The organism is Mesorhizobium sp. WSM3860, from assembly GCF_002294995.1.
Classification (GTDB): domain Bacteria; phylum Pseudomonadota; class Alphaproteobacteria; order Rhizobiales; family Rhizobiaceae; genus Mesorhizobium.
On sequence record NZ_NSGF01000016.1, the window covers coordinates 89876 to 115725 of the forward strand.

Below are 25850 nucleotides of genomic sequence, written 5' to 3' on the forward strand. Positions count from 1 at the left end.
CTTCGGCGGTTAAGCGTCTTCCGACCACTCCGAGAGCGCCGCGATCGTGCTGCCGAGTTCCGCGAAGCGGCGGATGACGGTTTCGGCGCCGGCCTCGGTCAGCGCGTCGGCATGGCCGGGGTAGCTGTGCCCGGCGCCGGTGAAGCCGATGACGCGCATGCCCGCCGTCCTGGCGCCGGTGACGCCGTGCACGGAATCCTCGATGACGAAGGTGTTCTTCGGGTTGGCGCCGAGCTGTTCGGCGGCACAGAGGAACACGTCCGGCGCCGGCTTGGTCTTCTTGCTGGGAATATCCAGCCCGGAGAAGATGCGGCCGGCGAAGAACGGCAGCAGGCGCACCTTCTCCAGCATGAACTCGACGCGTTCCGTGCGTGAATTGGAGCAGACGGCGCGCGGCGCGCTCATCGACGCCACCGCCTCGCGTGCGCCCTCGATGATGCGCACGTCGCTGCGCAGCTTGCGATCGACGAGTTCCTCCGCGCGGTCAATCAGCGAGGCCTGAAAGGGAAGGTGAGATTTCTCCTCGACCCGCATCAGGATGTCCTTGAAGGTCAGCCCGGCGTAGGTCTCGGCAAGCTCCTCCGCCGAAATCTCGTATCCGGCCGACGTCAGAAGCTCGGCCTCGACGCGCGCGGCGATGATTTCAGAATCGACGAGCACGCCGTCGCAATCAAAGATGACAAGGTCTGGCTGGGGCATGGCAATCCGGAACGTGGGGAGGGGAACATGGCCTGACTGGCTTAGAGCATGATGCCGAAAAGTGTGGAGCGGTTTTCGGACGACATCATGCTCTATTTCTTTGATTTAGAGCCGGAATTCAGATTTCACGTCGAACAGACCTGAAATCTTCCGGCTCTAGGCGGCGCGGCATACACCAATGGGCCGGTGTTCGCAAATCGCTGGCGCAGGGCTCTCGCCCGACCTTCACCGAATGTTTACGCTGATCGGTAACCATAACCGCCAGTAAACCGTAACGCGTGCTTTGGGTGTTTTGATGTCTGCCGTGCGTCTTCTCGACGAGCTTTCCCACGCTCCCCAGCAGTCCGAATGGCTGGACGCGATCCTCAAAGGCGACTGCGTCGCAGCCCTTGACAGGCTGCCGGAAAAGTCGATCGACGTCATCTTCGCCGATCCGCCTTACAACCTGCAACTCGACGGCGACCTGCATCGGCCCGACCAGTCCAAGGTCGACGCCGTCGACGACGACTGGGACCGGTTCGAGAGCTTTGAGGCCTATGACGCCTTCACCCGCGCCTGGCTGCTTGCCGCGCGGCGCGTGCTGAAGCCCAACGGCACCATCTGGGTCATTGGCTCCTACCATAACATCTTCCGCGTCGGCGCCCGCATGCAGGACCTCGGCTTCTGGATCCTGAACGACGTCGTCTGGCGCAAGACCAACCCGATGCCGAACTTCCGCGGCCGCCGCTTCCAGAACGCGCATGAGACGATGATCTGGGCCTCACGCGACCAGAAGGGCAAGGGCTACACCTTCAACTACGAAGCGCTGAAGGCCTCGAATGACGATTTGCAGATGCGCTCGGACTGGCTGTTCCCGATCTGCACCGGCGCCGAGCGCCTGAAGGACGAGAACGGCAACAAGCTGCATCCGACGCAGAAGCCGGAAGCGCTGCTGGCCCGCATCATGATGGCCTCGACCAAGCCGGGCGATGTCGTGCTCGATCCCTTCTTCGGCTCGGGCACCACGGGTGCGGTCGCCAAGCGCCTCGGCCGCCACTTTGTCGGCATCGAGCGCGAGCAGGCCTATATCGACGCCGCCAACGAGCGTATTGCGGCCGTTCGTCCGCTGGAGGGCGCCGATCTCACCGTGCTCTCGGGCAAGCGCGCCGAGCCGCGCGTCGCCTTTATCAGCCTGATCGACACCGGCCTGTTGGCGCCGGGCGCCACGCTGTACGACGCCAAGAAGCGCTGGGTCGCCAAGGTGCGCGCCGACGGCACGCTGGCCATCGGCGACAGCGCCGGCTCGATCCACAAGATCGGCGCCGAAGTGCAGGGCCTCGATGCCTGCAACGGCTGGACCTTCTGGCACTATGAGCGCAGCGGCGGCCTCACCCCGATCGACGAATTGCGCCGCATTGCGCGCCTCGGCATGGAGCGGGCAGGGGCGTGATCCGCCCCGATCTGCTTGAATCAAATCCTTAGCGGATAGCCGCAAGCGATTCAGATCAGGCCGCAATCCCGAGCCGCTCAAGGTCCGCTTTAAGCGCCTTGGCGTCGGTGCCTCCGTATGCTGATTACCCAGCTAAGGTCTTGTCTTCTTCGAGAAAGATTTCAGTGATCTCACCCTTTGCCATCAGTGAAAGCTGGTTGGCGAAGCCGGAAAGGCGCGAATAATCGGTCCGGAGTCGAACGCGGGTAAGATCACGGGCTTCGACGTCGTCGGCGACTTCGATTTGGACGAATAGGTGACCGACGCCGTCGGCCGGGAAGACAGAGATCGCAATCACGCCGGGCGATTTTAGTGTCAGTTCCGTGCGTTGAAGCGGATAGGCCTGCAGTGACGCGAGAAAGTTGCCGAGTTCCTTGACCGGGAAATATGTCGCGCCATGTCCCCGAAAATGGCCACGCTCGACATTGGTATCGAGCATCGACCAGTCTGGATTAAAGGTTAGAACAAGTTTTCCCATCGCGACTTAGATCAAGCCGCAATCCCAAGCCACTCAAGGTCTGCTTTAAGCGCCTTGGCGTCGGTGAACAGCACCGCCTGCCAGCCGGCCGCCTTGGCGCCATCGACATTCTTCTGGCTGTCGTCGATGAACAGCGTGGCGGCGGGCTCCAGGTCAAATGATGCGACGTGACGGTCGTAGATGGCTTGGTCCGGCTTGATCAGGCCGATCTCGCCCGAGACGGTGACGCCGCGCGGCCGGTTGAGAAAATCAAAGCGCCGGCGCGCTTCGGCGAAAGTGTCGGCGGCGAAATTGGTCAGCATGGTCACATCGCGGCCGCTGTCGATCAGGCCGACCATGATGGCGACGCTGTCGTCATAGGCATGCGGCACCATCTCGTGCCAGCAGCGGCGGAAATTGCGGATGTTCTCGGCGTGATGGGGGTGTTCGGCGATCAGCAGCGCCTCGGCCTCTTCCCAGGTGCGGCCGCGATCCTGCTCGATGTTCCAGGCGCTGGTGCAGACATTGTCGAAGAACCACTTCCGCGCCTCGCCATCCGGGATCAGCCGGCTGAACGGAAGGTCCGGATCGTAGTGGATCAGCACCTTGCCGATATCGAACACGATGTGGCGGATTTCAGTCATTGCGGTCCTTTCAACGCGGGCGCTGCGGGGCTTGCTTTCTGGTTGCGCCCGGTATCGCTGCCTCGATTACCTTTTTCATGACGGTGGGCAGCGCTTCTCCGGAAATTTCGTGGGCCAGCGACCAGAAATGCCCGTTGGGCGCATCACCCCTGATGTGGGCATGGAAGACGTCGAGTTCGAGCGCGAAATGCGTGAAGATATGGCCGATCCGCCCGGCGCGCCGCCAGTCGGCCGCAAAGGGCGCTGCGTCCGCCGTCGTAGCGCCGTCGGCCCGCGCCGTCCACGCCGTGGTCGGCACCTCGGTCATGCCGCCGAGCAGTCCCTTGTCGGGCCGTTTGCGCAGCAGGACGGCGCCGTCATCGCGCTGGGCGACAAAGGCAGCACCGCGCCTGAGCGGCTTGTCGTCCTTGGGCTCGCGGACTGGAAAGCGCTCCGGATCGCCTGAGAGGATCGCGCTGCAATCCTCGCGCAGCGGGCACAGCATGCAGCGCGGCCGCCGCGGCGTGCAGATCGTCGCGCCGAGGTCCATCATCGCCTGGGCGAAATCGCCGGGCCTTGTCTGTGGCACAAGCTTCTCGACCAGCGCGCGGATTTCCGGCTTGGCCTCGCTGAGCGGCGTCTCCACCGAATAGAGCCGCGAGACCACGCGTTCGACATTGCCGTCGACGACGGCGGCTGGCCGGTCGAAGGCGATCGCCGCGATGGCGGCCGCCGTGTAGGCGCCGATCCCCGGCAATTGCTTCAAACCGGCTTCGGTGTCGGGAAAGCGGCCGCCCCGCTGCGCCACGAGATCGGCGCAGGCTTTGAGATTGCGTGCCCTTGAATAATAACCAAGCCCGGCCCAGGCCTTCATGACGTCCTCGGCGGGCGCGGCGGCCAGCGCCTCGATGCTCGGCCATTTCTCCAGGAAGGTGCGGAAATAGGCCTTTACCGCCTCGACCGTGGTCTGCTGCAGCATCACCTCGGAGAGCCAGACCCGATAGGGATCAGGCCTTGTCCCGCGCGCGAACGCACTCGGCGTCACGCGCCAGGGCAGGTCACGGTGATGCGCGTCGTACCAGGCAAGCAGGCGGACGGCGACGCTGCTATCTCCGGATATGGACTTCTCGGCTGCGGCCTTGCGGGTCTGGTGTTGCGGTGCCATTGATCGGGTTGATTTAGGATCGGAGAACGCAAATGGCAGGGAAAAGGCCCTTCGGCAATCCCGTTCCGGTAAGCGATCTCGCGACCGAGATCCTCGATCCGGTGCTGAGGAAGCGCGCCGGCATCTCGATCGGGCTGGTGCAGTCCTGGGAAGAGATCGCCGGGCCGCGCCTGGCCAGCCATTCGCGCCCGGAAAAGATCCAGTGGCCGCGCCGCCTGCATGAGGACGATCCGTTCGAGCCGGCGGTGCTGATCATTGCCTGCGAAGGCATGGCGGCGCTGCACCTGCAGCATGAGGCCGGCGAGGTCATCAACCGCGTCAACGCCTTTCTGGGCTTCAACGCCATCGGCCGCATCAAGATCCTGCAGAAGCCGGTCCTTTCGGCGAAAGCGCGGCCGAAACCGCAACCGAGACCGCTCAGCGAGGCCGAGAAATCGAAGCTGGCGCGAACCGTCGGCAAGATCGAGGACGATGGCCTGCGCGCCTCGCTGGAGCGGCTCGGAGCGACCATCCTCGGACAAAAAAAGCCCTGAGCATGTCTCCCGAAAGTTCCGGCGGTTTCCGGAAAAGACGTGGAGCGCGCTGCAAAATTGTCGTCAATATCGCATATTCGTGATCGCGCCCGAAAAATTTGGCGATTGGATTGGGGATGCCGATGCCTTAATTCGCGCCAACTCTCGCCTTTTCTAGCCCTTGCATTGCAAAATCCAACCGATATCAGGTGATTCGCATGAACCGCTCTTTGTCCCGCAGAAACCTTTTGACCACGCTGGCCGCCGTTCCGGCTGTGGCGCTGCTTGCCGCATGCAGCGACTCGGGCGAGGAGGCAAAGGCGGCCGATGTGAAGCCCGCCAACCCGTCGACGCCAGCCAAGCCCGCCACGCCCGCGGCCGCTCAGGTGCCGGAAGCGCAGGGCACCGTCGACATGGCGGAATTGCTGAAGCCCGGCGCCTTGCCCGACAAGCAGCTTGGCAAGGACGACGCCAAGGTCACCATCGTCGAATATGCCTCGATGACCTGCCCGCATTGCGCGCATTTCAACGACACAACCTTTCCTGAGTTGAAGTCGAAATACATCGACACCGGCAAGGTGCGCTACATCCTGCGCGAATTCCCCTTCGACCCGAGCGCCGAGGCCGGTTTCATGCTGGCGCGCTGCGCCAAGGACAACTATTTCGCCATGGTGGACGTGTTGTTCAAGCAGCAGCCGAGCTGGGTCGGCGTCAGCAACACCAAGGAAGCGCTGCTGCAGATTTCCAAGCTCGCCGGTTTTACACAGGAGTCCTTTGAGGCCTGCTTGACGGACCAGAAGCTTCTGGACGATGTGAGAGCAGTCCAGAAACGCGGAGCGGACGAGTTCAAGGTCGACTCGACGCCCACCTTCTTCATCAACGGAAAGACCTACAAAGGGGCGATGTCGATTGAGGAAATGTCGGCCATCATCGACCCTCTGCTCTGACGTCCAGGTCCCGCAGAAGCTGCTTGGCTTCGGCATGTTGGCCTTCGCGGGGCGGCGCGAATGAAGTTTTCGCGCCTTCGCCTACTCGGTTTCAAGTCCTTCGTCGAGCCCGGCGAGTTCGTCATCGAACGCGGGCTGACCGGCATTGTCGGGCCGAACGGCTGCGGCAAGTCCAACCTTGTCGAGGCGCTGCGCTGGGTGATGGGCGAAAGCTCCTACAAGAACATGCGCGCGTCCGGCATGGACGACGTCATCTTTTCCGGCTCCGGTACGCGGCCGGCGCGCAACACCGCCGAAGTCACGCTTTTCCTCGACAATACGGACCGCACGGCGCCCGCCGCCTTCAACGACGCCGATGAATTGCAGGTGTCGCGCCGCATCGAACGCGAGGCGGGCTCGCTCTACCGCATCAACGGCAAGGAAGCGCGCGCCAAGGACGTGCAGCTGCTGTTCGCCGATCAGTCGACCGGCGCACGCTCGCCATCGATGGTCGGCCAGGGCCGCATTGGCGAGCTGATCCAGGCCAAGCCCCAGGCTCGCCGCGCGCTGCTCGAAGAAGCCGCCGGTATCTCCGGCCTGCATACGCGCCGCCACGAGGCGGAGCTTCGGCTGAAGGCGGCCGAACAGAACCTCGAACGGCTGGACGATGTCGTCGGGGAACTGGAAAGCCAGATCGACAGCCTGAAGCGCCAAGCGCGCCAGGCCTCGCGCTTCAAGAACCTGTCGGCCGACATCCGCAAGGCCGAGGCGACGCTTCTGCATCTGCGCTGGACGCTGGCCAAAACCCAGGAAGGTGAGGCGCGTTCCGCACTTGCCGTAGCCACCACGCTGGTCGGCGACCGAGCTGCCGCGCAGATGGCTGCCGCCAGGGAGCAGGGCATCGCCGCCCACCGCCTGCCCGACCTGCGCGACGCCGAAGCCGCAGCAGCGGCGGCCTTCCAGCGGCTGTCTATCGCCAAGACGCAGATCGAAGAGGAGGCCGGCCGCATCCGCTCGCGCCAGGCGGAGCTCGAGCGCCGCCTGCAGCAGCTCGACGCCGACATCGCCCGCGAGGAGCGGATGGTGCGCGACAATGCCGACATTCTCGAGCGTCTCCGCACCGAGGAAGCCGAGCTCAATTCCGAAAACGCAGGTGCTGCGGAGCGCGAAGCCACCACCCGCGCCGCCTTCGAGCAGGCCGGCGCGACACTCTCGCAGAGCGAAGCCAGACTTGCCGCGCTGACTGCCGAACGCGCCGAGGCGGCCGCCTCGCGCCACCAGATCGAGCGCACGTTGCGTGAGACCGCCGAACGCCGCGACCGCTTCGCTCGCCAGCTTGCCGAGGTCGATCGCGAGCTCTCCGATATTGTGGCGCGCATTTCCGGCCTGCCCGATCCCGCCGAGAAGCGGCTGCTGGTCGAGGACGCGCTTGCCCGGCTGGAAGAGAGCGAGCTGGGCGCCATCGCCGCCGAGCAGGCGGTCGCCGAAGCCCGCGCCGCCGAAAGCGCCGCTCGCCCGCCTTTGCAGGATGCCAAGGCCGAATTGCAGCGTATGGAGACGGAAGCGCGCACGCTGGCCAAGATCCTCAATGCCGCCAGTGGCGACCTTTTCCCATCGGTGTTGGAGCAGATCAGCGTCGAGCGCGGCTACGAGACGGCACTTGGCGCCGCGCTCGGCGAGGACCTCGGCGTGCCGCTCGACCGCAGCGCGCCGGTGCATTGGGGCGAGAGCGCGGTGCAGCCCGGCGATGCGGCGCTGCCCGAAGGCGTGAAGAACCTGGCAACCGTTGTGCGCGCGCCGGCGCAGCTTGCCCGCCGCTTGGCGCAGATCGGCATCATCGACTCCGCCGATGGGCGTCGCCTTCAAGCGCAGCTCGCGCCCGGCCAGCGGCTGGTCAGCCGCGACGGCGCGCTCTGGCGCTGGGACGGCTTGACGGCAAGCGCCGATGCCCCGACCGCCGCCGCGCAGCGACTGGCGCAGAAGAACCGCCTGGCCGAGCTCGATGCCGAGGCCGTGCAGGCGACCCGCGTCGTACGCGAGGCCGAGGAGGCGCTGGCGCGCGCCGAGCAGGCGATGCGCCAGGCAAGCGAGGCCGAGCGCAATGCGCGCCAGGCCGGCCGCGACGCGCAGCACTCCCTGGATGCCGCCCGCAACGCGCTGGCCGAGGCGGAGAAGGCCGGCGGCGAGCTGGCAAGCCGGCGCGCTGCGCTCGAGGAGGCGCGCGCGCGCATCGTCGACAGCCATGAGGAGACGCAAGCCGCCTTCCTCGAAGCCGAGGAGATGCTGAGGGACGCGCCCGATCTCGGCGACCTGCAGCTCCAGCTCGAACAGGCCTCCGCCAATGTCGCGCGCGACCGCGCCACGCTCGCCGACGCACGCGCCGTGCATGAAGGGCTACGCCGCGAGGCCGAGGCGCGCATGCGCCGGCTCGATGCCATCGGTCTCGAGCGCAAGAACTGGCTGGAGCGGGCCGAAAACGCCTCGGCGCAGATCGCCGCGCTTGGCGAGCGCAAGGCTGAGGCCGAAGCTGAGCGCGAGAGGCTGGCCGACGCGCCCGACGAGATCGACGCCAAGCGACGCGCCCTCTTGAGTCAGCTTTCCGAGGCCGAGGCGCTGCGCCATGCCGCCGGCGATCGCCTGCAGGAAGCGGAGACCAAGCAGGCCGAGCTGGACAAGGCGGCGACCGCGGCGATCCAGTCGCTGGCCGAAGCGCGCGAGACCCGCGTCCGCGCCGAGGAGCGGCTGACCGCGGCCGACGAACGCCGCGCCGAGGTCGAGACGCGCATCCAGGAAGCGCTGAACACGCCGCCGCATCTCGTCATCAAGCATACCGGGCTCGAAGCCGACGATCCGATGCCGGACATGGCCGAGGTCGAGCGCCAGCTCGACCGGCTGAAGATCGAGCGCGAGCGGCTCGGGGCCGTCAATCTGCGCGCCGAGGAAGAACAGAAGGAGCTGTCGGACCGCCTGGAAATCATCGTTTCCGAGCGCGAGGACATCATCGAGGCGATCAGAAAACTGCGCCAGGCGATCCAGAACCTCAACCGCGAGGGCCGCGAACGCCTGCTGTCGGCCTTCGAGGTGGTCAACGGCCACTTCCAGCGCCTGTTCTCGCATCTTTTCGGTGGCGGCACGGCCGAACTGCAGCTGATCGAGTCGGAAGATCCGTTGGAAGCAGGGCTCGAAATCCTCGCCCGCCCGCCGGGCAAGAAGCCGCAGACCATGACGCTGCTCTCCGGCGGCGAGCAGGCGCTGACCGCCATGTCGCTGATCTTCGCGGTCTTCCTCACCAATCCGGCGCCGATCTGCGTGCTCGACGAGGTCGACGCCCCGCTCGACGACCACAATGTCGAGCGCTTCTGCAATCTGATGGACGAGATGTCGAAGACGACGGAGACGCGCTTCGTCATCATCACCCACAACCCGATCACCATGGCCCGCATGGATCGCCTGTTCGGCGTCACCATGGCCGAGCAGGGCGTCAGCCAGCTGGTCTCGGTCGATCTGCAGGCCGCTGAGGCGATGCGCGAGGCGAGTTGACGGCGGCTCAGACCGACTGCGTTTACGTCTCCGGTGCCGTCGCTGGCGCCGTGTAGCGGCGGCGCACGGCCTCCAGCACGCGCTTGCGGCTTTCCTCGGGCGATAGACGCTTGTCCTTCTCGGCGTCTGCCGTCTCGCGGGCGAGTTCCTTGTCCCTGATCTGTTGGCGGAACCATTTGGAATAGTCGCCTGCGCGCAGGTGATATTCCCAGGTCTTGTCGTCGATGCCTTCCGCCATTTGGGCGAAAATGATCAGATTGTGGGCTCTGAGGTTCATCGCCTTTTCCGGTCCCGTGAAATAGAAACTGCCTGCCTCGTCGAGCTCGCCTTCGGCATATTTGCGGCTGTGCCGCTTGAGCGATTGGTCGGGTTCGATCGCCTTGACGGTGAACGGCTTCTTGCCGTCCTGCGGCCGCCACAGCAGGACCCGGTCACCCTTCGGCGAAGGAATGCTCTTGGGTGCCTCCAGCCCGGCCTCCTTGCAGAAGGTCTTGATCACGCCCTTCGCCTTCGGACCGAGCGCGATGACCGCCGTCACCAGGCGCAGGACACCGGTCGAGATCGCTTCCGGATGCACGGTGATCAGCACCGTACCCGGGAGCTCGAGCGACAGCACTGCGCGCGTGTCCTCGCGGCGCTTGGGCAGAAGGTGATGCGCCTCGTCGATGATCAGCCAGTGCGGCCTTGCCGTGCGGTAGCGGACGCTGCCGAGCCCTGGCAGCAATTCGGCAAAGAAGTCGGGCCGCTCGTCGACCTTCAGCGCCAGCCCGTTGACCACGATATTGGTGCTAGGCTTTTCGATCAGCTCCAGCAATTGCTCCTTGCTGGGTGTAGTCGAGCCATCGCCCAACGGAACGGCGCCCTCCAATCCGTCATAGTCGCCCTCGGGATCGAAAATGCAGAACTGCAATCCTTTTTCGGCAAGCCGCTCGGTGAGCGCTGTAGCCAACGTCGACTTGCCGATACCGGAGCTTCCAGCGATCAGAACGGTCTCGATGGGCGACAGATAGACCTTCTTGCCGTTGGCAGTTCCCAACAGGACACCGCGCAAGCGCTTTCGAGCAATCAAATGATCCTGCTTTATCAGCTTGCCGATCAGTTCTTCGACACCTTTGCCGCGCGCCTCCTTCGTGACCAGATCGGCGGTTTCCTTCACGGCGGGCAGTGCGTTGGCGACGGCGACGCTGCAGCCCGAAGCCCTGAGGAAGGCGTGGTCGTTCTCGGCATCGCCGACACCCACCACATTATGCGGCGACAGCCTGAGGTCCTTGAGCGCAGCCGCCAGTCCGGTGGCCTTGTTGATGCCTGAGGGCAGGATCATCACCGCGCCCTTGTTGAAGATGATCTCCAGCTCAAGGCCGAGCTCCTTGATGACGTCGAGCACGGTGGCCTGGTGCGGCTCCCAGGTGGCAACGATCGAGCGGCCGACCGAGAGCGGCTTGACGCCGCGCTTCTTCAGTCTGTCGACGAAATCGGCGGAAGGCGAAAGCGAGATCGTTCGCTCTTCTTCGCTCGCCGGCGTGTAGATCAGCGCGCCGTTTTCGGCCACCACCTTGTCGAACAGCCCGAGCTCCGGGAACACCTCTTTGAGATCGGGCAGTTCGCGGCCGGTGACCAGGATGAGCTTGCGGCCGGACTTCTTCAGCTTCTTCAGCGCCGACAGCGTGCTGGCGGTGACCAGTCCGTCATGCGCCAGCGTGCCGTCGTAGTCGGTGGCCAGTGCCATGAAATACATCGGGTGATCCTCTCCGCTGGCGGTCGCTCGGTCCGTCTGGAACAAACAACGCCTGTCGGCGGAAAAGGTTTAGGCCGGCGCTTTCGCCTCCTGGCGCGAACCAGGGTTGGAGAAATGCAACTCATCGCAAAGAAAGAGAAGGTTGGCTGGGATTCTTTCGAAGGCGAGGCGTTTCTGGTCTCTAGGTCCGTTTGGCGTCGGCGCGTTGTTCCTGTGCCTTCTTACAGATCTCATCCAATTTTTTTCGGACCCGGTCGTTATCAAACAGCAGCTTGGCGCGTGAGAATCCTCTGCTACGAAGCTCCCATTCGATGGCAAGCCATCCTTCATAGTCGCCAGATAACGCAAGTTTCCCGGCTTCGCGCCACATAAGCACGTCACGCTCTCGGGACACACCCTTTCTCCCGTGCTTTTGCGCGCAGCATATAGGAGGTCGGGCCGATATTGAAATGCAATAAGCATTTCGAAAATTTCGAACTGAGACACTAAGCTTCATGGTTTGCGTCCCACTGCTTGGACATTGCCAAATATGGCGAGACGGTCGAGGGATCGGACTTCCACTTCATATTGAGAGATCGTGACGTCGGGGTGACGCAAATATCGGCCGCATTCATTGCAGGGCGTTTGATATCAAGGCGTGCGTCATTACCCCATAACTCACGGACGGATTTGATGGTCTTCGAGGATAGTTTTGCGACGACGGAACTCCTGCGCACCATCTCCGCTCATGCACTGCTCCTGCGAGGCCGTTGGGTTTTCGGAGGGTGGCAAAGGACGTGAAAGTCGCGTTGAGACCGCTGAAGCGAAGCCACGCTGAAATCGCTGCGTCACCCAATTTCCGCGAGGGACATATTTTTACATTTTGACACTTTTCTTTAAATTTTGTGATTTGCACCATACCGCTAAGGTGGGCTCTGTAGGTCCAAGCCATTCGGGCTTCAGGCGTATGATGGGCAAAAAGGGTGGGGGTGTGAAAGGTGGCCAAGCATGGCCGATACGAATACCATTGTCTTAAGCGGTGACTACGGCTACCGCCAATATAAAGCATCCGGTCTCCCCTCCGACACCACTATCGATGCCAGCAATGCCTCGTGGATCGTCGCCAATCAGGGAAGCTCCACGAACCTGTATCCCTTCGCGGTCGTCAACCCCGGCGACAACCTCGTGGTTTCGGGCGGCACGATCAACGGCACGGTCTCCCAAACCGGCGCCTGGGAGGACGTTTACGTCAATTCCGCCGCAGTCCGGGTGAATTCAGCCCACAGCTTTGTCATCGACGACTGGACGATCACCAAGCCCTGGGATGGCATCCGTGTCGGCGGTACTGGCACCTTCCTTATCGAGGATAGCTATGTCGGCTACTCACGCGACGACGCGGTCGAGGACGACGATGTCATCGGCGGCACCATCCGGGATTCCCTGTTCGACCACGTATTTTCCGGAGTGAGCCTTGGTGACGGTGACGTGGATGGGTCTAACAACTCGGTCACCATGGATGGCATGCTTCTAGGCATGGGAGAGTACCTTCGCAAAGGCGAGATGACCCACGGTTCGCCATTCAAACTCGACAAGGGCACAGGCGCTGACGATATCGTACCCAGCCTGCACTTTATCGACTCCGTGGTGGCGATCACCGACGTTAACCACAACGGCTGGGAGCGGGTGCAGCGGGCCTGGGACAAGACGGTCGAGTCGCACGGCAATTACTATCTCAACCTCTCCGACACGCCGCTGCCGGCGGATTATCCAATGCCGCCCGCCGGCTGGACGGTCCTTCAAGGGCAGGCGGCCCGCGACTATTGGGCCCACGCCAAGGCGGCCTGGCATGCGGCCCATGACGGTTCCGACCCGACACCGTCAACGCCAACCCTGCCGACCGACCCGACATCGCCATCTCCGACCGTGCCGACCGACCCGACCCACGGGACAACCGGGAACGATGCATTTGTCGGCACTGGCGCGGCCGATACCTTTGATGCCTTGGCTGGCAACGACACACTGCGGGGCCTGGGTGGAAAAGACGTGCTGACCGGTGGCGCCGGTGAGGACAACTTCGTGTTTGACACCGCCTATGGCCCCGGCAATGTCGACACACTCACCGATTTCGACGCGGCCCATGACGCGCTCTATCTCGACAATGCCGTCTTCACCCAGCTCGGCGCCGGTTCCTTGTCCAGCCCGACGCAGGTGAACTCGTCGTATTTCGAGTTGCGAGAACACGCCACCAGCAGCAACGATCACCTGCTCTACAATCGGAGCACGGGCGTTCTGTCCTATGATCCCGACGGCTCGAGATCGACCCCGCAGGTGGAAATCGCCCACCTGGAGCCCGGGGCGGCCCTGACGTATCACGACGTGTTCGTCGTCTGATCGCTCACGCGATTGGACCATGGCACGGCGAGGGCGTGCGCGCCACCCGCCGTGCCATGTTCCAGCGATCAAAATGGCGGCGGATCAAGGTGCCAATAAACGGTCGGCCGCATCGACCGCGGAAGCACATGCGCCGGCCTTTGCAATCGGCGGTGCCATCACCAATTCCGGACTGATCAGGCCGATGGCGGCGAACACCATTAGCGGCGGTCGGGTTACTGCGGCGGCGATGCTATGATTGGAGACATGTAGCAGCAAGAGTTTCACGCCGCCCTTTGGATTACGCCCGAAACGCGGCGGCAATCCGCCGACGCGAGACATGCGGCAAGATTACCTTGGATGGCGCCGGTGCAAGCATTGAGCTTTCGACCGGCTCGTCCTATAAGGCCGCGCGCAGCGGGCACCACCCGGCTGCTGGGGCGTCGCCAAGTGGTAAGGCATCGGTTTTTGGTACCGACATTCCCAGGTTCGAATCCTGGCGCCCCAGCCAAACTGGATTCCCTGTGGATAACTTGTTTCCACAAGCGGGACCATGACGTGAGGCTCAGGCTTCGTTTCAGCACTTCCTTGGTCAAAAGGTCGCAACCGATAGCGCGGCTGCTTGGCATGATATATAAAGATTGTCTAAAATGATCGCTTATCCAAAAGAGACGATTTCGGGGATGCCCACTTACACGAATAGAAGGGTGCTATCGAAGAGCGTGGTCGAAATGGGCCTGTTCTCCGCGGTGATGAACACCCTGGTGCTAATTCTGCCTCTCTACATGCTGCAGGTATATGATCGGGTTTTGCCCGCGGCCAATTTGGACACTCTCACCTACCTGACATTGCTAGCGGTTTCGTCGCTCTTGCTCTTCGGAGTGCTCGAAGTCGTGCGGGGTGTATATGCAAGCCGGCTCGCGGCGCGACTGGATGTCTCTTTGGGCACATCGTCTTTTCTCGCTGCAATGAGCGGCCCCCGCGCTGGCCTCGGCGATGTCCAAGCCCTGCGCGACTTGGCCACCCTGCGAGGTTTCATCGCTTCGAGAACCATTTTCTTTCTCTTCGACCTTCCCTTCGGGCCAATCTTCGTGGGCCTGCTCTATTTCATCCATCCGTTGCTCTTCCTTGTGACGGTCGTCGGGGCGGTTCTCATGGTCGCCATCGCCATGCTGAACCAGGTCGCGAGCTCGCGACCTGGCAAGGAGGCGGCGGAAAGTCTCAATGCCTCAATGAATTCGGCGCAGGCCTTCGCCCGAAACTTTGAAACCGTTCGCGCTCTTGGCATGGTGTCCAACGTTATAGAGGTCTGGGGGACCCGTTTTTCCGGCTCTCTGCACGCCTCGGATGGGCTCGCTCGCATCAATTCATTCTATGGCGGGGTATCGCGCGCTACTCGGTCGACACTGCAGATCGCGATATTGGGGGTCGGCGCTTATCTGGTTCTGCACAACGAGATGACCGCCGGCATGATATTTGCGTCCTCGATGATTTCGGCGCGCGCTTTGCAACCTCTTGATCAGATCATTGGGACTTGGCGGCAGATCATCGACGCCAATCTTGCGTGGAAGAGGCTTTCGGCTCTCCGATCCGGACCCGACAACCAGGAAAACGTAGCATTGCCGGCTCCTCAAGGAGCGTTAAGCGTGGAGCAAATAGTCTACCATCTTCCAGGCGCGGCCGACGGCTCGCTGCCGCTGATAAAACGCTTGACCTTTGAGGTCGCCGCCGGCGAAACAGTCGCGATTGTGGGGCCAAGCCAGGCTGGAAAATCGACTCTGGCGCGCCTCATCGTCGGTGCGATCGAACCCCGCTCGGGGGCGATCCGGATCGACGGCGGCGATATTCGGAACTGGGATCCGGAAGAACTCGGCCGCCATATTGGTTATCTGCCGCAAGATGTGGAACTCTTCCCGGGAACCATCGCCCAGAATATCGCGCGATTCGAACCGGATGCGCCCAGCGAGAAGTTGGTCCAAGCAGCCCAGCGGGCCCAAGTGCATGAGCTCATCCTGGGTCAGAAGGATGGCTACTCGACGCTGATCGGCCCGACCGGCGTTCGCCTTTCGGGTGGCGAGCGTCAACGCATCGGGCTTGCTCGGGCCTTCTACGGCGATCCCAAGGTGCTGGTTCTGGACGAGCCCAATGCAAATCTCGATTCCAGCGGCGAAGCCGCGCTCGAGCGTGCGATTACCGGGGCGCGTTCACGAAAAACGACCGTGCTCGTCATAACCCATCGGCCCTCTCTCGCTTCCAAATGCGATCGCATATTGATGCTACGCAATGGCCAGGTCGAGATCTACGGTTTGACCAAGGGCGTGCTCGATAGACTTGTCGAGCGACGGAGCCAAGCGGGGCGGCCCGCAGCCTCTCAGTCGCGCGAAGGAGTGGTGCCTTTCCCCTCATCTGCTCGCGGGGAGATAAAGGTCGCTAATGACTAGCCAGACCATCGGCGCCAGGACGTATCGCTGGCAGCGCAACGTCGATACACGCACAGATCGGATCACGCTGGCGGGGTATGCAAGCGTGTCCGTTTTCTTGCTTGCCTTCGGATTCTGGGGCGCAATGGCGCCGATTGCCGGAGCAACGATCGCGCCAGGAGTGGTTGCAGCAGCTGGACAAAACGTCATGATCCAGCATCTCGAAGGTGGCGTGGTCAGCAGCGTCAAGGCCCGAGAAGGTGACAGAGTCTTGCGAGGCCAGGCCCTGATCGTGCTCGATCCAACGGTGGCGCAGTCGCAGCTCAACCGAGTCCTCAAACAGTGGGTCGCACAAAAAGCCGAGATCGCGCGGCTCGAGGCAGAACGGGACGGCTTGGAGAAAATCGTCCTGCCGCGCGATTTAGACGCCTACTCAGACGCGTCCGAATTCAGTGACGTCTTTGCAGAACAAACCAAGGAGTTCCAGGCTCGGCTAGCGCGCTATGCCGCAGATCAGCAGATCCTGAGGGAACGGGTGGCAGCCCTTCAGCAAGCTGTTGCCGGCTTGAGGGCGCAAAAGAATGCTGCGGAAAACCAGCTCGCGATCGTCAATGCCGAGACGGAACGCAAAAAGCACTTGCTGGAAAAGGGACTGACAAATCGTTCTGAATACACCGATCTTCTGCGTAGCACCGCCGAGTTGGTAGGTCAGGAGGGATCGCTGGAGGCGCAAATCGCCAGCTCGGCGACCCAGATCGTGGAAGCGCGCCAACAGATTGAGAGACTAACAACCACCCGGGTCGAGGATGCCGTCACGGAACTGAACAAAGCCCGGGTGGAGGTGGCCGATCTTGAGGAACAAATCAACGCCGCTCGGTCGGTCCTGGTGCGGACGACCATTCGTGCCCCGGTGGACGGCATCATCGTCCGCTCGCTCTACAATTCCGAAGGCAGCGTCATCCGTGCTGGCGAGGCTGCAATGGAGCTTCTGCCGACGAATGAACTTATCGTCGAGGCAAAGATCAAGCCTGAAGAGATCGATTCTATCCGGCTCGGCCAAGGCGCGAACATGATGTTCACAGCCCTCAACGCACGGACAACACCAAAAGTGCCGGGAAAGGTGTTCTACATTTCGGCGGACCGGCTGATCACTCCCAGCACTGGACAGCCCTATTACACCGTGCGGCTTAAGATGGCTGATAAGCTGCCGCCGCAGGTCAAGCCCGAGCAGATCTACCCAGGCATGCCGGTCGAAACCTTCATTTCAACCGGCGAGCGAACGTTTCTGAGTTATCTGACCAAGCCACTGGTGGACTCGTTCCAACGCGCCTTTCGGGAAAGATAGGCCCGATCCTGCCCTCCTGCGGCCTTCACCGTACCCGAAACCGTACCCGAAGTGGAACAATTCCGCCGGATTATACGCAACGTGTTCGGCCAGTGCCGGCAGCACGTGAACATGACGTCTGCGAACGGGGCAAGGGCCGATCAATCCGGCGACTGGAAATTGCGGGCTACTCGCCCCACACGGCCAACTCGTTGCCGGCGGGGTCGACGAAGTGGAACCGCCTGCCGCCGGGGAAGGAAAAGATCGGCTTGACGATGCTGCCTCCGGCATTCTCAACCGCCTCCAGCGTCTCCTCCAGGTTTTCGGAATAAAGCACGGGCAGCGGTCGGGCGGGCGCCTCGCCCCCATCGGCCTGGAAGCCGCCGTCGAGCCCCTCGGCAAAAGCGGAATAGGTCGGCCCGTAGTCGGTGAACGACCAGGAAAACGCCGCGCTGTAGAAGGACTTGACGCTGTCCAGCGTGCCGCCGGTGGCCGGCAGTTCCAAATAGTCGAGTTTTCCGTCGAGTTTCATCGCGCTACTCCACTCTGTTCTTGTTGTGTTCTAAATCGCGTAACCCTCACCGGCAAGTCTTTTTGACGCAGCTTTTGCTTAATCGATTGTAGTGCCGGGCGCTTGCTTTGCCGGCGCTTGCCTTTCGCACTGCAGCATCTTATCGCTCGGATCGGAAGGGCGGGGAACCGGGCCTTGGTCCGGGTGTTGTCTACTTCCAAGGGACCTGGAGGGCATGCATGACCAAGTGGGTTTACACCTTCGGCGACGGTGCCGCTGAAGGCCGAGCCGGCGATCGCAACCTGCTCGGCGGCAAGGGCGCCAACCTTGCCGAGATGTGCAGCCTCGGCCTGCCGGTCCCGCCGGGCTTCACCATCACCACCGAAGTCTGCAACGCCTATTACGCCAACGGCCGCACCTATCCGACAGCGCTTGAAGCGGATGTCCTTGCGGCGCTCGACCATATCGGCAGGCTCACCGGCCGCCGTTTCGGCGATCCGTCGAAGCTGTTGCTGGTCTCGGTGCGCTCCGGCGCCCGCGCTTCGATGCCAGGCATGATGGATACCGTGCTCAATCTCGGCCTCAACGACGAGACGGTCGAGGCGCTTGCCGCCGATTCCGGCGATGCCCGCTTTGCCTATGACAGTTACCGCCGCTTCATCCAGATGTATTCCGACGTCGTCATGGGCCTCGACCACGAGGTTTTCGAGGAAATTCTCGAGGACCAGAAGGCGAGCCTCGGCCATGAGCTCGACACCGAGCTGACGGCCATCGAATGGCAGGGCGTGATCGCGCTCTACAAGGCCAAGGTCGAGGAGGAGCTCGGCAAGCCGTTCCCGCAGGAACCGCGCGAGCAGCTCTGGGGCGCCATCGGCGCCGTGTTTTCGAGCTGGATGAACAACCGCGCCATCACCTACCGTCGCCTGCACGACATCCCGGAAAGCTGGGGCACGGCGGTCAACGTCCAGGCCATGGTGTTCGGCAACATGGGCGACACCTCCGCCACCGGCGTCGCCTTTACCCGCAATCCCTCGACCGGCGAAAAGCAGCTCTATGGCGAATTCCTGGTCAATGCGCAGGGCGAGGACGTGGTGGCCGGCATCCGCACGCCGCAGAACATTACCGAGGCCGCGCGCATCGCTGCCGGCTCCGACAAGCCCTCGCTGCAGAAACTGATGCCGGAAGCCTTCCAGGCCTTCGTCGATATTTCCGACCGGCTGGAGACGCACTACCGCGACATGCAGGACCTCGAATTCACCATCGAGCGCGGCAAATTGTGGATGCTGCAGACCCGCTCCGGCAAGCGCACCGCCAAGGCGGCGCTCAGGATAGCCGTCGAGATGGCGAAAGACGGGCTGATCACGAAGGAGGAGGCAGTTGCCCGCATCGATCCGGCCTCGCTCGACCAGCTCCTGCACCCGACCATCGACCCCAAGGCGGCGCGTGACGTGATCGGCGTCGGCCTGCCGGCCTCGCCGGGCGCGGCCACCGGCGAGATCGTCTTCTCCTCGGGTGAGGCCGAGGATGCCAAGGCGCAAGGCCGCAAGGTCATTCTCGTGCGCGTCGAGACCAGCCCAGAGGACATCCACGGCATGCATGCCGCCGAAGGCATCCTCACCACGCGCGGCGGTATGACCAGTCATGCCGCCGTGGTGGCGCGCGGCATGGGCAAGCCCTGCGTCTCGGGCGCCGGCTCGCTGCGTGTCGACTACAAGGCCGGCACGCTGATCTCGATGGGCCAGACCTTCCGCAAGGGCGACATCATCACGATCGACGGCGGCAACGGCCAGGTGCTGAAGGGCGCCGTCGCCATGCTGCAGCCGGAGCTGTCCGGCGACTTCGCCGCCATCATGGAATGGGCCGATGCCGCGCGCCGCATGAAGGTGCGCACCAATGCCGAGACGCCGCTCGACGCGCGCATGGCGCGCTCCTTCGGCGCTGAAGGCATTGGCCTTTGCCGCACCGAGCACATGTTCTTCGAAGGCGACCGCATCGTCGCCATGCGCGAGATGATCCTGGCCGACACCGAGAAGGACAGGCGCTCGGCGCTCGACAAGCTGCTGCCGATGCAGCGTTCGGATTTCCTCGAGCTGTTCGAGATCATGGCGGGCTTGCCGGTGACGATCCGCCTGCTCGACCCGCCGTTGCACGAATTCCTGCCCAAGACCGACGCCGAGCTCGCCGAGGTCGCGACCGCCATGAATGTGTCGGCGGACAAGCTCAGGCAGCGTACCGAGGCGCTGCATGAGTTCAATCCGATGCTCGGGCATCGCGGCTGCCGGCTTGCGGTCTCTTATCCCGAGATCGCCGAGATGCAGGCACGCGCCATCTTCGAGGCGGCGGTCGAGGCCGGCCACAAGGCCGGCGCGCTGGTGGTGCCCGAAATCATGGTGCCGCTGGTCGGCCTGGTGAAGGAGCTGCAATACGTCAAGGCGCGCATCGATGCCGTAGCGCAAAGCGTCATGCAGGAGACCGGCACCAAGATCGACTATCTGACTGGCACCATGATCGAGCTGCCGCGCGCGGCGATCCGCGCTCATGTCATTGCCGAAGCGGCCGAGTTCTTCTCCTTCGGCACCAACGACCTGACCCAGACGACTTTCGGCATCTCGCGCGACGATGCGGCCTCCTTCCTTGAAACCTATCGGCAGAAAGGTATCATCGAACAGGATCCGTTCGTTTCGCTGGACATCGACGGTGTCGGCGAACTGGTGCGGATTGCGGCGGAAAAGGGCAAGGGAACACGACCCGACATCAAGCTCGGCATTTGCGGCGAGCATGGCGGCGACCCGGCCTCGATCCGCTTCTGCGAAGAGGTCGGCCTCGACTATGTGTCATGCTCGCCTTACCGTGTACCGATTGCCCGGCTGGCTGCGGCCCAGGCGGCCGTGGAGGCCGCGAAGGGAAGCGCTTGAACAGCGCCCTCCATCTTACGATTTCGTATGGAAACTCACGCGAACGTGCGCGCGCTGGTTCTCAATCTGGACATCGTTCCTGGGCAGTATCTGGTTCCGAATTACTCGGGGCGTGAAACAGATGTTGCAGATTTCCCCCACCTCTTTCCGGTCGATCCTGATCCTGCAGACCAAGTTCATGGGCGACATCGTGCTCGCCTCTGTGTTGGCGAAGAACCTGCAGCTCGAATATCCAGGCGTGAGGATCGTGTTCCTGTGCGATGGCGGATTCGCCGGATTTCTTACAGCGCATGGCATCGCAGCGGAGGTCGTTTCGTTCAGCCGCGCCCGCATGCGCGGCACGCCGCTCCAGCGTGGGCGCGAGCTTGTTCGGGCTGTGCGAACGTTGCGGCGGCACCGCTTCGACATGGTCATCGACATCACCGATTCGAAGACTTCGCGGCTGGTGTCCGGGTTGGTCCGTGCCCCAATTCGTGTCGGCCACTATCCGACGGAACGACCTCTGCGCTGGCTTGAGCGCCAGCCAGCCAATGTCAGGATGAAGCCGTTCGGATTCGGCGAAAAGCATTATCTCTTCCGCTATTTGTCGCCGCTCGAGGTGCTCGGCGTCGACCTGCGCGTCAGGGCGCCGGCCATCCGCCCGCTGCCCTTCGAAACGACGCAAGCGCTCGCCTTGCTGAGCAAGCATCATTTGCGGCCAAATGCCTTCCTGGCGGTGCATGCGGGGGCGAGCTTCTCCGGGCGTCGCTGGCAACCGGAGCGCTTCGCGGCCGCGATCGAACGGATATCGTCCGAAACCGGTCTGGACGCCGTTCTGATCGGCGGCCCTGACGAGAACGAGGCGGCGGACAAGATCATGGCGGCAGCGAGAACGCCGGTCGTCAATCTGGTCGGCGCGCTCTCGCTCGAAACGCTGCTGGCGCTGCTCAAGGAGGCCAGGCTATTCGTCGGCAATGAGAGTGGCCCGATGCATATGGCGGCCGCGGCCGGCACTCCGGTCGTTGGTCTGTTCGGCCGGACCAATCCGGTTCGATGGGGCCCGGTCGGCGTCCCCAGCATCTCGTTGCGCCCCTCCATGCCCTGCGATTGCGTCGGCGGCGACCTGTGCCGTCGGACCGATTCGAGCAAGGCATGCTGTGTCTGGCGCCTTGAAGTGGATTGCGTGGTCGAGGCGGTGCGCGAACTTTTGGCGCGCACCGACGTGGCGCTGGAGCAGGCGGTCTAGCGCATGTCTGCTAAAGGCGTGTTGAGGTTCTGCAGCTACTCCATGCATAGAAACAACCGGTCCACGCAAATTGTCGCGCGGTTGCTTTTCGGATGCGAACCGTTCCGATTTTCGCCTAGAAGCCCGTCTTGTTGACGCCGTCTTGCGGTTGAGCGGCTTGACGGGCCGGGCATGGGAATGACGGGTTTGCTTCAAAAATCTCTTTGCGCAATCGCGCTGTCGCTTGTCGTGGTCTCGGCCGGCAATGCCGGGACGCTGGTCGAACCGACGTTGCATCTGAAGCCGCAAGGCGGCGGTGGCCGTGTCGCTCTTACGCTGGACGCCTGCGGCGGGAAGACTGATACGCGCATTCTTTCGGCCCTGGTCGAAAACAGGATTCCCGCGACTATCTTCGTCACCGGCATCTGGCTGAAGCGCAACGCCGCCGCTGTCGGCATCATGCGCGCGCATCCTGATCTGTTCGAGCTGGAAAATCATGGCGGCCGCCACATCCCGGCGGTCGACACGCCGCGCAAGATCTACGGCATCAGCAGCGCCGGCAGTCCCGATGCCGTTCAGGCCGAGGTCGAGTCGGGTGCCGCGGCGCTCGCTAGCGCCGGCGGCCCGGCGCCGAAATGGTTTCGCGGCGCCACCGCCGAATACAGCCCGTCGGCGATCGCCATGATCCGCAAGCTGGGCTTCAAGATCGCGGGCTTTTCCGTCAATGGCGACGGCGGCTCGCTGCTCGGCGCCAAAGAAACCGCCCGGCGCATCGCCGCTGCCAAGGATGGCGACGTCATCATCGCTCACATCAACCAGCCGACGCATGCCGCGGGCGAGGGTGTCGTCCAGGGGCTGCTCGCCCTGCGGCAGAAGGGCATGACCTTCGTTCGGCTGGACGAGGCCGACGACGTCGGCAACGACGGCACCACGGATTGATCCTCGGCGGAAGGACCGGGAGTTGTAGCGCATTCGGCAGGTCGCAACCCCCGGAGGTTGGCCGAGACGCCTATCGCGCGTCATCCTCCGGCGAAGCAAGGGGCGAAGCGACGCAGCGCAGACCCAAGGGATCCGTGCCGTTACATCCGAACGTTGCAAGGGTGCAGAGCGAACTCTGGCTTGCGCCGCCCTTACTCTTCGCGAGAGTTCGCGGCATGAAGCCCAGGGTCCGCAACGGAGCTACGCTCCTGCTTGGCCTTAGGATGACGACGGTTGGGAGGCTCAGCTACCTCGGATCTCCGCGACGCTTTTTCGCCGCTGTCGATCACTCCGGCTTAGTGTCGACCGTCACCTTGCTCGTATAGAACGCGCCATGATCGCGGATCTCGACCATCTCGTCGAAAGGCTGCTCATAGGCCCACATCGCGTCCCTGCCGCTGTCGCCAGCCGGCAGCACGCTCCAATAGCTCGCGTCGCCCTTGTAGGGACAATGCGTCGAATGCTCGGTCCTGGCGAGCTTGCCGAAGTCGATATCGTCGAACGGGATGGAGAAAACCGCTGGGTAGGGCGGTTCGGACAAGAGCCTGGCCCGGGTCGACCTTGCGATGACGACATCGCCGGCGCTGACCGTGACGGCGCCGCGATAAGGCTCGATCGTTATCACCTTGTCGGGGTTGCGCTGAAAGCCGGGGGCGGGGTTGGCGCGCTTGTCCAAGACGGGTCTCCTTCGCAGTTTGAGGAAGGTTCGTGGCGGTTTTCCGTTCGGAACCGCTCTCGTCCGGCAAAGCTGGGTCGGCCCGACGCCTCGCGCAAGGCAGCGCCATGACGCAAAATCGCGTGCAGGCGAAATAATGTTCTAACCGTCGGCGCCAGTCAGGCGGCGGCCTTGAATGCGTCCATGAGGCCGGCATAGGCGGCAGCGATGCCGGCGACCGGATTGCTGCTTCTCGCCGCTGTCTCGACCTTCAGCGCGCCGCCGGCGGTCGGCAGCGTGAGCAGCAGGAACTGGCGGTTACCGCCGTCGCCAACGCTTGCGGCGGCGACATACTGGCCTTCGCCATCGTTCTCGACGCACATCTTGAACAGCAGCGTTCCGCCGACGGCCTCCAGCGCGCCGCCGACGACTTCGGCAAATTCATCGTCGGAAACGGTTTTGGAGTCCGGCGTCAGATCGTCCAGACTTTCGGCAAGCGTGCTTTCGAGGGCTTTTTCATCGAGCTGCACGTCCATGCGAATCTCTCCATTCGCCAATCTCACCCAGCCCATTAATGAATCTTAACGGCGAGGATGGCCGGATTATGGCGGGTCTCGCGGGTCGTTCCGCCCATCCGACCGCCTTAGACTGATGGTGGCTGGACAATCCGCCGGATCATTCCACAATGCGGGAAACAATGACGCGAAAGCGCGAAAAATGGGAGGAGCCGAGATGCTCGGACTGATGCAGGAATGGCCGCTGCTCTGCTATAAGCTGATCGATCACGCCGAACGCCAGCACGGCGGGCGCGAGATCGTATCGCGTTCGATCGAAGGCCCGATCGTGCGCGCCACGTTTGCCGACATCCGTCATCGGGCGCTCAAAGTAGCGCAGCGGCTGGAGCGTGACGGCTTCGGGCTCGGCGACCGCATCGCAACGCTTGCCTGGAACACCGCCCGCCACATCGAGGCCTGGTACGGCATCATGGGAATCGGCGCGATCTACCACACGCTCAATCCGCGCCTGTTTCCCGAACAGATCGCCTGGATCATGAACGACGCCGGGGACAAGGCGATCTTCGTCGACCTGACCTTCGTGCCGCTGCTGGAAAAGATCGCCAGCCAGGTCAGGTCGCTCAGGCAGGTGATCGTCCTGACCGACCGGGCGCATATGCCGCAAACCTCGTTGCCCAACGCTGTCGCCTATGAGGAATGGCTTGCCGAGGCGGACGGCGCCTTCGCCTGGAAGACATTCGACGAGAACACCGCCGCCGGCATGTGCTACACCTCGGGCACGACCGGCGATCCGAAGGGCGTCGTCTACAGCCATCGCTCGAACGTGCTGCACGCCATGATGGCCGCCATGCCCGATGCCATGGGCGTTTCGACGCGCGACGTCGTCCTGCCCGTGGTGCCGATGTTCCATGCCAATGCCTGGGGGCTCGGCCAGGCCGCGCCGATGATCGGCGCCAAGCTGGTGATGCCAGGCTGCAAGATGGATGGCGCCTCGATCTACGAATTGCTCGACACCGAAAAGGTAACTTTCAGCGCCGCTGTGCCGACGGTATGGATGATGCTGCTGCAGTATCTCGAGGAGACAGGCAAGAAGCTGCCGTATCTCAACAAGGTCGTCATCGGCGGTTCGTCCTGCCCGCGCGCCATCACCGCCAAGTTCCAGGACAAATACGAGGTTCAGGTGGTGCATGCCTGGGGCATGACCGAAATGTCGCCGCTCGGCACTTTGTGCACCATGAAGCCGGAATACGAAGGGCTGACCGGCGATGCCAGGCTCGATATCCAGGGCAAGCAGGGCCACCCGCCCTTCGGCGTTGAAATGAAGGTGACCGACGACGAGAACAACGCGCTGCCCTGGGACGGCAAGACCTTCGGGCGCCTGAAAGTTCGCGGCCCTGCGATCGCGCGCGCCTATTACGGCGGCGTCGGCGCCGAGCAGTTCGACGCCGACGGCTGGTTCGACACCGGCGACGTCGCCCATATCGACGCCAGCGGCTATATGCAGGTCACCGACCGCGCCAAGGATGTCATCAAATCGGGCGGCGAGTGGATCTCCACCATCGATCTCGAGAACCTGGCCGTCGGCCATCCCGATGTGGCGGAGGCAGCGGCCATCGGCGTGCCGCACTCCAAATGGGGCGAGCGGCCGCTGCTGGTGGTCGTGCGCAAGCCGGGCAAGGAGCCGAGCAAGAGCGATATCCTGACCTTCATGAGCGGCAAGGTGGCCAAGTGGTGGATGCCCGACGACGTCGCCTTCGTCGGCGAGATTCCCCACACGGCGACGGGCAAGATCCAGAAGACCACCTTGCGCCAGCAATTCAAGGAGTATCGGCTGCCGACGGATTGAGGATTGTT

21 protein-coding genes and 1 tRNA gene are annotated in these 25850 nt (G+C 63.1%); 12 read left to right on the forward strand and 10 right to left on the reverse strand.

Features of this window, described 5'->3' with window-relative positions; all coding sequences use genetic code 11:
* Positions 1–9 precede the first annotated feature (9 nt).
* Positions 10–699, reverse strand: a complete 690-nt coding sequence (locus CK220_RS22960) for an HAD family phosphatase (protein ID WP_095813717.1) — start codon at positions 697–699, stop codon at positions 10–12.
* Between the two features lie 295 nt (positions 700–994).
* Here CK220_RS22960 and CK220_RS22965 point away from each other — a divergent pair, with 295 nt between their 5' ends.
* Entirely contained in the window at positions 995–2128 is a 1134-nt protein-coding gene (locus CK220_RS22965) for a site-specific DNA-methyltransferase (protein WP_095813718.1), read from the forward strand.
* Positions 2129–2252: 124 nt separating this feature from the next.
* On the opposite strand, the gene CK220_RS22970 is transcribed toward CK220_RS22965, so the two are convergent.
* From CK220_RS22970 to mutY, 3 genes are read right to left on the reverse strand one after another with little or no spacing between them, the layout of a single operon-like run.
* Positions 2253–2606, reverse strand: coding sequence for a hypothetical protein (locus CK220_RS22970; protein WP_095813719.1), 354 nt, complete (start codon positions 2604–2606; stop codon positions 2253–2255).
* A 50-nt stretch (positions 2607–2656) separates the two neighbouring features.
* Positions 2657–3268, reverse strand: coding sequence for an HAD family phosphatase (locus CK220_RS22975; protein WP_095813720.1), 612 nt, complete (start codon positions 3266–3268; stop codon positions 2657–2659).
* A 10-nt stretch (positions 3269–3278) separates the two neighbouring features.
* Entirely contained in the window at positions 3279–4412 is a 1134-nt protein-coding gene (gene mutY / locus CK220_RS22980; RefSeq protein ID WP_095813721.1) for an A/G-specific adenine glycosylase, read from the reverse strand.
* Between the two features lie 32 nt (positions 4413–4444).
* On the opposite strand from mutY, the gene CK220_RS22985 reads away from it, so the two are divergent.
* The 3 genes from CK220_RS22985 (at position 4445) to smc (ending at position 9390) form a co-directional block, all read left to right on the forward strand.
* Positions 4445–4945 (forward strand): DUF721 domain-containing protein, encoded by a 501-nt coding sequence (locus CK220_RS22985; RefSeq protein WP_095813722.1) that lies wholly within the window; start codon positions 4445–4447, stop codon positions 4943–4945.
* A gap of 197 nt (positions 4946–5142) precedes the next feature.
* Entirely contained in the window at positions 5143–5871 is a 729-nt protein-coding gene (locus CK220_RS22990; RefSeq protein WP_067327871.1) for a DsbA family protein, read from the forward strand.
* Between the two features lie 60 nt (positions 5872–5931).
* On the forward strand, positions 5932–9390 hold the full coding sequence (gene smc, locus CK220_RS22995) for a chromosome segregation protein SMC (RefSeq protein WP_095813723.1): 3459 nt from the start codon (positions 5932–5934) through the stop codon (positions 9388–9390).
* A gap of 22 nt (positions 9391–9412) precedes the next feature.
* On the opposite strand, the gene CK220_RS23000 is transcribed toward smc, so the two are convergent.
* Positions 9413–11125, reverse strand: coding sequence for an HAD family hydrolase (locus CK220_RS23000; protein ID WP_095813724.1), 1713 nt, complete (start codon positions 11123–11125; stop codon positions 9413–9415).
* Between the two features lie 181 nt (positions 11126–11306).
* Positions 11307–11495, reverse strand: a complete 189-nt coding sequence (locus tag CK220_RS31565) for a hypothetical protein (protein WP_141245203.1) — start codon at positions 11493–11495, stop codon at positions 11307–11309.
* 617 nt (positions 11496–12112) lie between these two features.
* Between CK220_RS31565 and CK220_RS23005 the strand changes: the two genes are divergently transcribed.
* Entirely contained in the window at positions 12113–13495 is a 1383-nt protein-coding gene (locus CK220_RS23005; RefSeq protein ID WP_095813725.1) for a hypothetical protein, read from the forward strand.
* Between the two features lie 84 nt (positions 13496–13579).
* On the opposite strand, the gene CK220_RS31570 is transcribed toward CK220_RS23005, so the two are convergent.
* Positions 13580–13816 carry a hypothetical protein gene (locus CK220_RS31570; RefSeq protein WP_141245204.1) on the reverse strand — a complete coding sequence of 79 codons (237 nt, stop codon included), beginning with the start codon at positions 13814–13816 and terminating at the stop codon, positions 13580–13582.
* 94 nt (positions 13817–13910) lie between these two features.
* On the opposite strand from CK220_RS31570, the gene CK220_RS23010 reads away from it, so the two are divergent.
* The 3 genes from CK220_RS23010 (at position 13911) to CK220_RS23020 (ending at position 17239) form a co-directional block, all read left to right on the forward strand.
* Positions 13911–13985: transfer RNA gene (locus tag CK220_RS23010), tRNA-Gln, on the forward strand.
* Positions 13986–14124: 139 nt separating this feature from the next.
* Positions 14125–15915, forward strand: coding sequence for a type I secretion system permease/ATPase (locus tag CK220_RS23015; protein WP_095813726.1), 1791 nt, complete (start codon positions 14125–14127; stop codon positions 15913–15915).
* Entirely contained in the window at positions 15908–17239 is a 1332-nt protein-coding gene (locus tag CK220_RS23020; RefSeq protein WP_095813727.1) for an HlyD family type I secretion periplasmic adaptor subunit, read from the forward strand. Before CK220_RS23015 ends, CK220_RS23020 begins: the two co-directional genes overlap by 8 nt.
* A gap of 166 nt (positions 17240–17405) precedes the next feature.
* Here CK220_RS23020 and CK220_RS23025 read toward each other — a convergent pair whose 3' ends face one another.
* The gene (locus CK220_RS23025) at positions 17406–17750 is read right to left on the reverse strand and encodes a VOC family protein (protein WP_095813728.1); all 345 of its coding nucleotides are present in this window, start codon (positions 17748–17750) and stop codon (positions 17406–17408) included.
* Between the two features lie 218 nt (positions 17751–17968).
* Between CK220_RS23025 and ppdK the strand changes: the two genes are divergently transcribed.
* The 3 genes from ppdK (at position 17969) to CK220_RS23040 (ending at position 22787) form a co-directional block, all read left to right on the forward strand.
* On the forward strand, positions 17969–20644 hold the full coding sequence (gene ppdK / locus CK220_RS23030) for a pyruvate, phosphate dikinase (protein ID WP_095813729.1): 2676 nt from the start codon (positions 17969–17971) through the stop codon (positions 20642–20644).
* Between the two features lie 121 nt (positions 20645–20765).
* Positions 20766–21869 carry a glycosyltransferase family 9 protein gene (locus CK220_RS23035; protein ID WP_095813730.1) on the forward strand — a complete coding sequence of 368 codons (1104 nt, stop codon included), beginning with the start codon at positions 20766–20768 and terminating at the stop codon, positions 21867–21869.
* Between the two features lie 171 nt (positions 21870–22040).
* Positions 22041–22787: a polysaccharide deacetylase family protein gene (locus CK220_RS23040; protein ID WP_176479170.1), complete on the forward strand. Its 747-nt coding sequence runs from the start codon at positions 22041–22043 to the stop codon at positions 22785–22787.
* A 325-nt stretch (positions 22788–23112) separates the two neighbouring features.
* Here the strand turns inward: CK220_RS23040 and CK220_RS23045 are convergent, their stop codons facing one another.
* Both CK220_RS23045 and CK220_RS23050 read right to left on the reverse strand, forming a co-directional pair.
* Positions 23113–23502, reverse strand: a complete 390-nt coding sequence (locus CK220_RS23045) for a DUF427 domain-containing protein (RefSeq protein WP_095813732.1) — start codon at positions 23500–23502, stop codon at positions 23113–23115.
* Between the two features lie 158 nt (positions 23503–23660).
* Positions 23661–24017 (reverse strand): hypothetical protein, encoded by a 357-nt coding sequence (locus tag CK220_RS23050; protein WP_095813733.1) that lies wholly within the window; start codon positions 24015–24017, stop codon positions 23661–23663.
* 196 nt (positions 24018–24213) lie between these two features.
* Between CK220_RS23050 and CK220_RS23055 the strand changes: the two genes are divergently transcribed.
* Positions 24214–25842, forward strand: coding sequence for a fatty-acid--CoA ligase (locus tag CK220_RS23055; protein ID WP_095813759.1), 1629 nt, complete (start codon positions 24214–24216; stop codon positions 25840–25842).
* Positions 25843–25850: the final 8 nt, after the last annotated feature.